The following is a 12,561-nucleotide window of genomic DNA, read 5'->3' as shown; positions in this document are numbered from 1 at the left end:
TTCAGGATTTCCTTGCGTCGCGGGCAGCCACGCGGCGCTTTTCGAATATGTGGTTGGGGCTCCGGCCTTGGGCGATGAGCGCCCTGCGCTCCCTCAGATCCCAGATGGCAAAGAAACCTCCGTTTTCATCCGCCCCGACGCTTACGGCTCGAAGGTTGATGCCGCGGAGGTTGAGATGGTCGCCGTCGTTGTATTCGACTCGCCAACGCGCACGTGTCGCACGCACCCCCGTCCGGGCTTCCTCGTCCAGGAGGCCCAGCGCGATCACCAAACGGGCCGCCTGGTGGGTTGGCGATCGCCCTCCGATAGGCCTGGGCAGAAGGGCGCGGACCTTCACGTAAGCCTGCGGCTGAACGTGGCCCTTGCCGTTGGTCCGGGCGCAGAAGCGCGGACTAATTCCGAGCCTCATCAACTCCAGCCAGACGCCTAGATCGAAGGTCGCAGTGCGGCCGTCTGGAAGCGGAACGAGCATGACAGGGCAGCCATCGAGGTCAGCCCTGACGGGCCAACGAGGTTGCGCTGTGTGATCGTCGCCGCCACCGCTCAGCCGGGTGGGGGTTTTCATTTGAAGGATCAGCGGACAGACGCGGCGGCGCTCTATGGAACCCCTGCGGGGGTGGGGAGCGGGGCTGTCAGTCCTCTCGGGCCGGCCGGTGGTGGGAGCCTTCGGGGCTCGCCTAACGTCTCAGCACGAGACCTCCTTAAGATGGTCCCATGGGGCGGATAGTCAAGGCTTGCACGAAGCTGAGCCCCGCCGCCGGAGCCCCGCTAGGCGAGCGCGGCCCCTATCTCAGGCGGATCGCTGCCTAGAACGGCCACGCCCTGACCAAATTCTGAAGCGTGGCCGCCGAAATCGACCAGGCTACTTGATGTGGCAGACCTTATCCTGAGCGATGCAGGAGTGGCCGCAGGGCTTGCCCTTCTTACAGTTTGGCGCGCCGCCTGTGGTTGTCGTAGCAGCGGCTGCCGGGGCGGCGCACATCGAGGCGGCTACGAACTTCCCACCGTCGCGGCATTTGCCCTTAGCGTCGAGAGCCGGGGCCGATAGAGCCGAGCTGGCCGTGAAGGCGAGCAAAGCGGCAAAGGCGAGTGTGCGAAGCATGATGGTCTCTCCCATTTGAGAGAACCACGCTCGCACCGGCATGTGACGTCTGCAAGCTGAGCCGCTACCCCCGCCGCCCGCTCCAAGTGCGGAGCCCGAGGGAGAGATAGCGGGCCTTCGCCTCGCGGTTGCATCTGCGGTCGTAGGCTGTCGCGTTGGCCTCCTCCTCCAACTGCCGCCGCCACCTGGCGAGGGCTTCTGGGGAGACCATGGAGGGAGCGCGAAACTGCGTCCCATCGGGGCTCTCAGCGTACATGTAACCGGGCTCCTGAGGGCCTTCCCACGGCTGGTATCCGGCAGCGATCAGGCGAGCGCGCATGGCTTCAACGGGCGACTTGGAATGTTTGGACATCGGTCTTCTCATTGGTTATAAGCGATATCGGATACTAGTCCCGTACGTTGTCCCCCGTCAATAAGCGATATCGGATATCCCAAATGGGTCGCCCTCCTCTCGGGATCAAACCAATGGTGGTGCGGCTGCCGCAAATCGTGATGGACCGGATCGACGCGCTGGTCGGGCCAGGCCGCCGCGCTGGGTTCATCCGAGATGCAATCGAGGCCGAACTTGAGCGCCGAGAGCGTAAGCGGTCCTAGGATTGGACTAGGCAGACCCCGCCCCTGATTGCCGGCAGGGAGCGACAGAAATCCCCATGCTCACGCCCGTCGCGGGAGTGGCTTGAGGATGACCGCCAAGATTCTTGGCAGACCCGCACCGAGGGCCGCAGGCAGCGCTAGAACCATGAACCCGCCCCAAAGCCAGGGGCCGTACTCTTTGAGCGATGGCACAGCCTCACCAAGCAATGCGGTCAGAAGGAAGGCGGGAATTGAGGTGGCTGTCCCTATCCCGAGGCCTGCGGCTGCGACCGTCATGATAAGCAGCGCTCCGCGCCACCAATGATCAGCGAAGCCCTCTCTGTGGGCAGGATTTGGGCTGTCGCTCACGCGGAGGCTGCGTCGCCATCGGCGGCCCTCAAGGGGACCACCTTGCCCGCTGGCGCGGCGGCTCTAAGCTCAGCCATTCGCTCGCCAACCCGCTTCACTGCGGCGGCTTGGGCGTGTTGGAAGACGCTGACGTAACTATCTGTGGTGGCCGCCTGGGTGTGGCCTAGGACACGCCCAATCGTCTGCCGGTCGTCCCCCGCGCTGGCCATGAGGGAAGCGGTCGTCCGCCTCAGGTCATGCCGCCTCGCGTTCTTGATCCCCGCCGCCTTGCATATCTGCGCCCAAGGCCGCTTGAGGTCCGCGCGGGGCCGCTCAACGGGTTCCTTGCCGGGCTCCGCTGAGGACGCTCCGGGGAAGACGAATCGCCCGACCGAGTTCGCCTCGCGCATGTCCGACAGGAGCTGGTGAACGGGGCCGCTCAGGGGGACCCGATGGACAATTTTCGTCTTGGTATGCGCCGAGGGCTTCTCCCAAACGGAGCCCTCTAGGTCGAACTGCGACCACTCCGCCTTAAGGGCCTCATTCAGGCGCGCCCCTGTGTAGAGAAGGAGGCGGATCGCGTTCGCAGCGTTCTGGTTGGGGTACGCGTCACACGCCGCTAGCAGCTGCCCAATCTCGTCCTCTGCGAAGTACCGCTCCCGGCGGCTGATCTTGTATTTGCTCACGCCACGGCAGGGGTTGTCCGTCCGCCACCCTTGTTCGATGGCCAGTGAGAACATCTTGGAGAGGACCACCAGGAGCCGATTGGCTTGATGGATTGTGGGCGCAGGGGGCGGCGAGAGCGGGATTACTTCGCCCTTTGCCTTGGCCCTCGCGGCAGCCCTCGCGGCCTTAGCTGACACCGGGCGCACCTTGCGGGTCTTGGCCTCTGAGTGCGCCCGCCTGATATCCGCTGGGGTGATCTCGCTGACGCGCTTCCCGCCCATGGTGGCCAGCATTGGCTTTAGGACGATCTCAGCGGCCTTCACGGTGATGGGCTTGAGGCCTCGGGCCGGGGCGTAGTCCTTGAGATAAAAGTCTGCGAGGTCCGTCAGGGTCTCCGCCTCGCGGGCTCCCATGGGGTCCTTGCCGTTCGCCACCATACCCGCCCACACCTTGGCTTGGTCGCGGGCGTCTTTGACGGACTTCTCTCCGGGGTTCTCCCCGTAGCGCCCGATCTTGGCGAACTTCTGCACCCCGTTTACGCGATAGCGGAACATGAAGGTCTTCACCCCGCCGGGCGTCACCCTCAGGCCGAACCCGGAGACGTTCCCATCCCAAAGCCAGGCTCCCGGCTTGGCCGCTTGCGCCTCCCTGTCCGTCATTGCCGTGCGCTTGCCCATGGCCTGTCCCGTTTGTCAGGACGTCAGGTTACCACTCAGGGAGTCCCTCAGGAAGCCCCGTGCGAGCGCGGTGTGAGCAATTGAAAAGGCCCGTAGCGCCTGGGTGTGCGTGTGTGCAAGCCGTAGCGTTCCGGGCCATGTTCAGTCTATCTTATTGAAGCAACGGGAAGATTTTTCTTATGGCGAGGCTGTATCCCGCAGCGATCCGAACCTATCCGTATCCCGGCCAATGCTTTCCTAAAGCTAAGGTCGGGGGTTCGAGTCCCTCCCGGGCCGCCACTGTCCGATGCGCCTGTCCGAACCAGCACCCCTCAGGTCTCATTGTCCGCGGCGCCGAGGGACGTGAGGGGGTTTCGCCCCATCCCTTCGCCGCGATATCCGGCGGCTTCCGAGCATGTCGTCGTCCAGGTAGAGCGCGCTGTGCATCGGGGCATTGGCCGGCGAAGCCGCGAACGCGGTTTCCGGCGACGGCAAGGCCTCGCGCCGATCGCCGTCCGGCGCGACGGAAGCCCTGTTCGATGGGATGGGAGTCCTCATGGGAAGCTCGCCCGCCAACGGTCCCCCCATCCCAGGAGGCGCGAGGGACCGATCATCCGCCATCGGACGGCGACGGTCCGCGCCGCGGGGTCAGGGGGAGAGGATGAAACCGCCGCCGATCGCGCGCACCAGCGCCGCGTCGGTGATGAAGCCTTTCGCCCGCAGGCGCCCCAGCGTGCGCCGCCGGGCGGCGATGGCCTCTTCCGCCGCCTGCAGGTCGCGCGCCGAGGCCGCGCCTTGCTGGGCGCGCTGGCGCGTGGCCTGGTAGGCGGCCTCCTCCCGCGCGAGGCCGGCCCGGGCCTCGGTGAGTTCGCGCTCAAGACCCTGCTCTTCGGCGACCGCGACGGCGGCGTCGCCGAGGGCGTCGGACAAGGCGCGCCCATAGGCGACCTCGGCCGCGTCCCGTTCCCGGCGCGCCAGGTCCAGTTGGCCGCCGCTCCCCTCGAAGATCGGCCCCCAGAAGCCGAGCCCCGCCTGTCCGGTGTCCGACCCCGATCGGATGAGGTTGTTCAGCCCGAAGGCGCGGAACCGCAGCGAGCTCGACAGACCGAATGACCGGCCCGTCTGGGCGATCCCGATCCGACGTTCCGCGGCCGCGATCCGCCAGCGCGCGGTCAGCAGGTCCGGCCGCCGGCCGATGAGCTGTCCGATGACGTTCTCCGGCAGTCCGAAACGCGCCCGCTCGCCGGCCGGGGCCTGCAGCGTGAGGACCCGGTCGGGCGAGGCCGCGGCCAATACCGCCAGCCGGTTGGCCGCCGCCTGGTGATCGGCGCCGGCCAGCCAGAGCTCGCCATAGGCGCTGACCAGGCTGGTGGTCAGCAGGATGCAGGCCTCGGCGCCTTCCAGGCGAGCCGCCTCGGCCCGCGACGTCGCCGAGGCCAGCCGCGGCCGATTGCGGTCCCAGAGGTCGAGTTCGGCGGCGAAGGCCGAGGCGCTGTCGTCGGCGCCCTCGGCGCCGCGGCCCGCCCGCAGCCGCGCGGCGACGGCAGCCAGGGTCGGCGGGCTCGCCAGGGCCTCTTCGATCAGTCCGTCGAGTTGAGGATCGCCATAGGCCCGCCACCACTGTTCCTGCGGCGGCTCGCCGCGTGCGGCGGCGAAGCCCGCGCAGGCCGCCGAGCGCGATACGGGCCCGGCCGCGGCGGCGGGACCCGCGCCCGGAGGCGTCGCGCAGGCCGCGATCGAGAGCGCGGCGGCTAGGGCGAGGAGTGGTCTGCGGGTCATTCCACGCCTTGGAACAGGATCAAGCGGGGGTGTGGTGTCTCCGGACCTTGATGTTCCACGCGGCGAAAGCCGCCATCGGCCATGCCGGCGAAGGTCGGACCCCAGGCGGGCGACGAGCCCTATCTGCGGATTGATGCGCCGGCCGATGGCGGAAACCGCGCGCCGGGACCTCTCACCTCCCGAGCCGGCCGGATCGTTCCACTGAGGGACGCCCGGCGGACCATTGAAATGGAGACCCTGTCGCCACACCTGAGGCCGAAACCTTCAAGCCCTCGCTTCCGCGCTGATCCCCCGGAAACGCAAGCTTGACCTGTCGGACCCCCACCGGTCCTGCAGCGCCGCGGGACTCACACCCGATCCCCCCCGTGAGTCCCGCGGCGAGGCCTTCCATCGCTCCAAGCCCAGTAAGTCAGACATCTATATCCCTAGACGGGGGCGATATTGACAATATACATGGGCTATAGTGTATACTCACATCCTATCTATAACATGATATCTGAATAATGTTCCCCATTTTGATAACACTGTATTGCATCGTTAAATAAGAGATGCCAAATCGAGCCAATGTTCCCTTCGCGCGACAGAGCATCCTGGCTCGCCTGTCACATCCTGCCCCACGAACCCGCCCTGCGGGCGTGGCTTCATCGACGTCGGGTCGATGGGTTGGAGACCGACGACATCGTCCAGGAGACCTATGCGGTGCTGGCCGGCCTGGCGGCGGTCGAGCATATCGACTCGCCGCGCGCCTATGCGTTCCAGACCGCCCAGTCGATCATCCTGCGCCATCTGCGGCGCGCGCGGATCGTCAGGATCGACGCGATCGGGGACATCGACCTGCTGGGCGCGGCGATCGACGAGCCGTCGCCGGAACGCCAGGCGTCATCGCGCCAGGAACTGCGCCGCGTGACCGAGCTGATCGCCGGCCTTCCCGCCAAGTGCCGCGAGGCCTTCACCCTGCGGAAAATCGAGGGCTTGTCGCAGCGCGACGTGGCCCGGCGGATGGGAATTTCGGAAAATACGGTCGAAAAACACATCGGCCGCGCCCTGCGGACCTTGATGTCCACGATGAAGAATGGCGGAACCTCCAGTCCCGAGGCATCTCAGGGGACAGAGGTTCGAGACCTGCGACAGCATGACAACGCGCGAAACCAGCGAAGACATTGACGACGCCGCGGCCGTATGGGCGGCGCGGCTGGATGGCGAGCCCCTCTCCTTCGAGGAGCGGCGCGCCCTGGAAGCCTGGACGACGGCCGATCCGCGGCGGCAGGGCGCGCTGGCCCGGGCCATGGCGATCCTGGCCCATTTCGACCGCGCCAAGGCGCTTGGCCCTCAGTTCGATCCGCGCGCCCACGCCCGCCCGAGCGGCGGGTTGAGGATCGGCCGGCGGGAGTTCGTGGCCGGCGGATCGCTCGCCGCCGGACTGGGCGCCGTGGCCGTGCTTGCGCCCAGCCTGCTGCAGCCGGCGCAGCAGTTCGCCACGGCGAAAGGCGAAGTCCGGTCGGTTCCGCTCGAGGACGGTTCGGTGGTCTGGCTGAACACCGGCAGCACGATCAAGGTGAACTACAATTCCTCGCGCCGCGGCATCGTGCTGGTCTCGGGCGAGGCGTTGTTCGATGTCGCCAAGAACCCGTCGCGGCCCTTCGTCGTGCGCGCCGAATCGATGGACGTCCGCGCCGTCGGCACCAGCTTCACGGTAAGCCGCCTGGCCAACCGGCCGGTCGAGGTGGTGGTCCGCGAAGGGCTCGTCGACCTGTCGCGCGACGACAGCACGGCGGTGCGCCTGACGCCGGGAGCCCGCGCGCTCGCGCCATCCTCGGGACCGGTGCAGGTGAGCCAGCTGGGATCGGATAGCGTGTCGCGCGCCCTCTCCTGGCGCAAAGGCCTGCTGGATTTCGACGGGACGACGCTCGGCGACGCGGCCGCCACCTTCGCCCGCTACAGTGACCAGCAGATCGTCATCGACGATCCCGAGCTGTCGGGACGCACGGTCACGGGGTTGTTTTCATCGACCAACCCAGTCGGATTCGCGCAAGCCGTGGCTTTGAGCATGAACATAAAGGCCCGCACCGTGGGCGATACTGTCCATCTCAGCCACTAATCTGTCGCTGCAAGCTTATTTTCTGCCTGCCGGTGGTGGCGAACTGAGTTTGGCGACTCTATCTCCACTGCACTGCGCTTCTCGTCCGCTGCGACGGCAAAGGCGGCGCTACCGTGGATGCCGGGGGAACGGATGAATTCGGCGCTGGCCGGAGGGGCGGCAGTGTTGACCTTGGCGCTGGCCCTGCCGGGCAGCGCCTGGGCCCTGTCGGCCGCCTTCGACGTGCCGGAACAGTCCGCCCTGACCGGCATCCCTGAGTTCGCGCGCCAGGCCGGCCTGCAGATCATCGCCCCGGCCGACCCCTTGAAGCGGGTGCGGACGCCCCGGATCAAGGGCGCCATGGACGTGCATGTCGCCCTGGCGCGGCTGATCGCCAACACCGGCCTGGAGGTCGCAGGCGCGCAAGGCGGGGTGATCACCCTGCGCGCCGTGGCGCCCCGCGCCCCGCCGCCACGGCCGCCGATGGACTCGGCGCTGCCGGTCAGTTCGGCCGTGCGTCAGGTTTCGGCGACCGAGGTCGATCCGCTGGTGGTGTTGGGCGGCGGCCAGGCGCGGCAGGTGCAATATGTCCGCGGCGCCGACATGTCGATCATGACCCCCGGCTCCAGCCCGCTGCGCCTGATCGCCAAGCTGCCGAGCGTCAATTTCGAGACCTCCGACGCCTTCGGCGCCAACGAATGGTCGGTGCGGGTCTCCGTGCGGAATTTCGTGCAGGGCCGCCTGGGCTTCACGCTCGACGACGTGCCGTTGGGCGACATGACCTATGGCAACCACAACGGCCTGCACATCTCGCGCGCCATCTCCGGCGAGAACCTCGCCTCGGTGGAGCTGTCGCAGGGCGTGGGCTCCCTGGAGGCCGCGTCGAGCAGCAACCTGGGCGGCACGCTGAAGTTCCTGTCGCGCGACCCGAGCCTGGAGCCCGGCGTCTCGCTGGTGGCCGCAGCCGGCAGCGACAGCACCTACCGCGGCGTGCTGCGCCTGGAGAGCGGCGAACTCGCGACCGGAACGCGGGGCTATGCGACCTATGCCTACAACACCACCAACAAGTGGCAGGGGGTCGGCCGGCAATATTCCCAGCAGGTCAATCTCAAGGCGGTGCAGCCTGTGGCCTCGGGCTCGCTGACGGGCTTCATCAACCTCTCGCGGCGGCGCGAGAGCGATCCGCAGGACCTCAGTCTCAACATGGTCCACCGGCTCGGCCTCGGCTGGGACAACCTCTCCGGCAATTGGGCGCTCGCCGTGCGCATCGCCGAGATCGCCGCCAACCGCGGGGAAGCCAACGGCGGGACCGACGTCACCCCGCACAATCCGGAGGTGGGCACGGTCTACCCCGGCGCCATCACCAGCGCTGACGACGCCTATTACGACTCCACCACCGCGCGCGACGACGTCCTGACCGGGCTCACCCTCAGGATGCCGCTCGGCAACCGGGTGGACCTCAAGTCCACGGTCTACGAACACTGGGACAAGGGGCAGGGCCTGTGGTGGACGCCCTATGTGGCCTCCCCGAACTACGGCGTGGCCGGCGCCACGACGGACAACGCCCCGATTTCGATCCGCTCGACCGAATACGATATCCGCCGCCGCGGCGTGCTGGCCTCGGCCACCGGCCATTTCGGCGACCACGTGACCTCGGCGGGCCTGTGGCTGGAGGACAATGACTTCGTTCAGACGCGCCGCTTCTACGGGCTGAATCTCGCCGGGCCCCAGCGCAGCTACACCGACTTCCAGACCGGCGCCTTCCGGACCGACTGGGCCTACCATTTCATCACCCGGACCCAGCAGTTCTACATCCAGGACCTGTGGACGGTGAACGACGACCTGACGCTGACGGCGGGGTTCAAGTCGCTGTCGGTGAGCAACCAGGCCATCACCCGGACAGGTCCCAACCTGGACGGGCGGATCGTGGCGGCGGACCACTTCCTGCCCCGGGTCGGCGTGCGCTACCAGCCGGGCTCCAGCGATGAATTCTTCGCCAACTACGGCCGCGGCATGCGGGCCTTCTCGGCCTCCAACACCTCCGGGCCGTTCGCGACGACCCAGGCGGCCTTCGACGCGATCAAGCCCAACCTCAGGCCGGAGATCTCCGACAGCTTCGAACTGGGCTGGCGCCACAGCAGCGCGGACGTGACCCTGCTGACCGCGGTCTATGACACGCGGTTCCGCAACCGGCTGTTCTCCACCCCGGTCGGCCAGGGCATCCTCGGCAACCCCTCGATCCTGGCCAATGTCGGCAGCGTCACCGCCTATGGCCTGGAGACCGCGGTCTCCTGGCGGTTCGCGCCCGACTGGACGGCCTTCGCCTCCTACGCCTTCAACCACGCGGTCTACGATGACGACGTCTTCGATGGCGACGGCGTGCGGATCGGCAAGACCAAGGGCAAGCTCGCGGTCGACGCCCCGGTGCATCTGGCCAAGGTCCACCTCGACTATGCGCACGAAGGTTTCTTCGCCCACCTGGGGGTCTCCTACCTGAGCAAGCGCTACTTCAGCTACGAGAACGACCAGAGCGTGCCCTCCCAGCTGCTGACCGAACTGGCGGCGGGATATCGCTTCTCGGGGTCGGGGCTCCGCGACGGCCTGGAAGCCCAGGTCAATGTCTCGAACCTGTTCGACGTCCGCTACATCTCGACCATCGGCAGCAACGACTACCCGATCCGCGGCGACGCCCAGACCCTGCTCGCCGGCCCTCCGCGGCAGATGTTCGTCACCCTGCGCAAGGCGTTCTAGAGGCGCGTGGACGGGCGCGCCCGACACCGCTGCGCCATGCCCGCGTAACATCGTTCCCCATGGATGGCGGCAAACCGCCGGCCGCGCATCTCTTGGCCTGGACGGATCGCCGGCCCATCGCGCGGCGGCTCCTCCGCGAGCCGGACGCACTTCCGGAATAAACGGGGAAATTCACCATCATGACCTCTCGCATCGCGCTGCTCGCCGCAGCGTCCGTTCTCTCGTTGTGCGCCGGCGCCGCCTCGGCGCAGGCATCCAAGCCCGCCGCTCAGGTCGACGAAGTCGTCGTCACCGGCAGCCGCGCCGAGGGCCGCACCCGGCTGGAAAGCCTGGCGCCCGTCGACGTGATCTCCAGCGGGGCGCTTGCCCAGCGCGGCAGCACCGAGCTGGCGGTGGCGCTGGCGGCGCTCGCGCCTTCGCTCGACTTCCCGCGCCCGGCCATCTCCGACGGCTCGGACTCGATCCGCCCGGCGACCCTGCGCGGCCTCGCCCCCGACCAGACCCTGGTGCTGGTCGACGGCATGCGCCGCCACGCCTCGGCCCTGGTCAATGTGAACACCTCGATCGGCCGCGGCTCGGCCGCCGCGGACCTCAACGCCATCCCCTCGGCGGCCCTCGACCGCATCGAGATCCTGCGCGACGGCGCCTCGGCGCAATATGGCTCCGACGCCATCGCCGGCGTCATCAACCTGCGCCTGCGCCAGGCGCGCGAAGGCGGCGCGGCCAACGTTACCTACGGCGACTACGACACCGACGTCAAAACCGCCCGCAACCCCTCCGGTCAGCACAAGACCGACGGCGTCACCTGGACCGCTTCCGGATGGCAGGGCCTGCCGCTCGGCGACACCGGCTTCCTGACGCTCTCGGCCGAATACCGGATGAGTAACCCGACCAACCGCGGCGATCTCGACCCGCGCGTCACGCCGCTGAAGATCACCTCGCGCTACGGCGATCCCCAGTCGCAGAACACCACCGTCTACGCCAACGCCGGCCTGCCGCTGAGCGACGCCTGGGACGCCTATGGCTTCGCCGGCTACCAGAAGCGACGAACCGACAGCGCGGCCAACCCGCGCCTGGCCAACAACCCCAACAACGTCTTGGCCATCTTCCCCAACGGCTTCCTGCCGCGCATCACCACCGACATCGACGACTACACCGTGGCCGGCGGGGCCAAGGGCGACCTGGCCGGATTCAAGGTCAACGCCGGCGTCGTCTACGGCTACGACAAGGTCCACTACGGGGTGATCGACTCGGTCAACGCCTCGCTGGGCGCGGCCTCTCCCACCCACTTCGACGCCGGGACCATGCAGTACGACCAGCTGGTCGCCACCCTCGACGTCACCCGCCCGCTCGAGCTGGGCCTGGCCAAGCCCGCCAACCTCGCCCTCGGGACGGAATACCGCCGCGAGCACTATCAGATCGGCCGCGGCGACGTGGCCTCGTTCGTGTTCGGCGGGGTCGCCGGCAAGGCGGCCGGCGCCCAGGGCTTCCCCGGCTTCCAGCCCGGCAACGAGGTCGACAAGAGCCGCCATTCCGAGGCGCTCTACGTCGACCTGGACGCGCCGGTCACCGACCGGTTCGACGTCGACCTCGCCGCCCGCTACGAAAACTATTCGGACTTCGGTTCGACCACCAACGGCAAGATTGCCGCCCGCTATGACCTGACCGACTCCTTCGCGCTTCGCGGGGCGGTCTCCTCCGGCTTCCGGGCGCCGGCCCTGCAACAGCAGTACTTCACCGCAACCTCGACCGTCTTCATCCTGATCAACGGGGTGAACACGCCGGTGGAAGTCGGCACCTTCCCCTCGACCAGCGCGGTGGCCGCGGCGCTGGGCGGCAAGCCGCTCGAGCCGGAGAAATCCACCAACCTGTCCGGCGGCGCGGTCTTCCACCGCGGGGGCTTCGAACTGACCGTCGACGCCTACCAGATCGAGATCAAGAACCGCATCGTGCTCTCCGAGAACATCCAGGGCTCGCCGACCGGGACGCCGACCGCCGTGGCGATCTTCAACCTGATCAATCCGCCTGGCTCCGGCGCCGGGCTGGGCGCGGCGCGGTTCTTCATCAATGGCGTCGACACCCGCACCAAGGGCCTGGACGTGGTGGGCCGCTACGTCTGGAACACCGACAACCTCGGCCGCTTCGATCTCACCGCGGCGGCGAACCTCAACGACACCAAGGTGCTGAAGATCCCGACCACCGCGGTGCTTTCGGGCCTGCCGGTGCCGCCGATCCTCTTCGACCGCGCCAACCGCCTGACCTTCGAACGCGGCACGCCGCGGCAGAAGTACGTGGCCTCGGCGGACTGGTCGCTGGGCGCCTTCGGCGCGACGGCGACGGCGACCTACTATGGCAATGTCCTGGTGCCGAACAACGCCGCGGCGCTCGACTTCAGCACCGGATCCCACGTGCTCGTCGACCTGGAGGCCCGTTGGAAGAGCCCGCTCGGGCCCGTGCTGGCGGTGGGGGCGGACAACCTGTTCGACGAATATCCGGACCCGACGCCGGTCAACGTCAACAGCAACGGGCCGTTGGGCTTCCCCAGCTTCTCGCCCTTCGGGTTCAACGGACGCTTCGTCTACGCCCGCCTGAGCTACGCCTGGTAGGGC

At 67.8% G+C, this 12,561-nt stretch carries 7 protein-coding genes; 4 read left to right on the top strand and 3 right to left on the bottom strand.

Annotated features, from left to right (window positions below; all coding sequences use genetic code 11):
• Window position 1: 1 nt before the first annotated feature.
• The 3 genes from ACESMY_RS10580 to ACESMY_RS10570 form a co-directional block, all read right to left on the bottom strand.
• Window positions 2-565 (bottom strand): hypothetical protein, encoded by a 564-nt coding sequence (locus tag ACESMY_RS10580; protein WP_372784550.1) that lies wholly within the window; start codon window positions 563-565, stop codon window positions 2-4.
• Window positions 566-2,040: 1,475 nt separating this feature from the next.
• Window positions 2,041-3,366, bottom strand: a complete 1,326-nt coding sequence (locus ACESMY_RS10575; RefSeq protein WP_372784549.1) for a tyrosine-type recombinase/integrase — start codon at window positions 3,364-3,366, stop codon at window positions 2,041-2,043.
• Between the two features lie 627 nt (window positions 3,367-3,993).
• The gene (locus tag ACESMY_RS10570; RefSeq protein WP_372784548.1) at window positions 3,994-5,124 is read right to left on the bottom strand and encodes a TolC family protein; all 1,131 of its coding nucleotides are present in this window, start codon (window positions 5,122-5,124) and stop codon (window positions 3,994-3,996) included.
• A gap of 564 nt (window positions 5,125-5,688) precedes the next feature.
• On the opposite strand from ACESMY_RS10570, the gene ACESMY_RS10565 reads away from it, so the two are divergent.
• The 4 genes from ACESMY_RS10565 (at window position 5,689) to ACESMY_RS10550 (ending at window position 12,558) form a co-directional block, all read left to right on the top strand.
• Complete coding sequence (locus tag ACESMY_RS10565; protein ID WP_372784547.1) at window positions 5,689-6,288, top strand: RNA polymerase sigma factor; 600 nt, start codon at window positions 5,689-5,691, stop codon at window positions 6,286-6,288.
• Window positions 6,257-7,222, top strand: a complete 966-nt coding sequence (locus ACESMY_RS10560) for a FecR domain-containing protein (RefSeq protein WP_372784546.1) — start codon at window positions 6,257-6,259, stop codon at window positions 7,220-7,222. The genes ACESMY_RS10565 and ACESMY_RS10560 overlap by 32 nt, the downstream gene beginning before the upstream one ends.
• A 162-nt stretch (window positions 7,223-7,384) precedes the next feature.
• A complete protein-coding gene (locus tag ACESMY_RS10555) occupies window positions 7,385-9,952 on the top strand; it encodes a TonB-dependent receptor (RefSeq protein WP_372784545.1) in 2,568 nt (855 codons plus the stop codon).
• Between the two features lie 179 nt (window positions 9,953-10,131).
• Window positions 10,132-12,558, top strand: coding sequence for a TonB-dependent receptor plug domain-containing protein (locus tag ACESMY_RS10550; protein ID WP_372784544.1), 2,427 nt, complete (start codon window positions 10,132-10,134; stop codon window positions 12,556-12,558).
• The last annotated feature ends 3 nt before the right edge of the window (window positions 12,559-12,561 follow it).

Origin of the sequence: Phenylobacterium sp., from assembly GCF_041691455.1 — a bacterium.
Taxonomy (GTDB): Bacteria; Pseudomonadota; Alphaproteobacteria; order Caulobacterales; family Caulobacteraceae; genus Phenylobacterium.
Note: the sequence above shows the minus strand (reverse complement) of the source record. Positions and strands in the feature narration are given on the sequence as shown.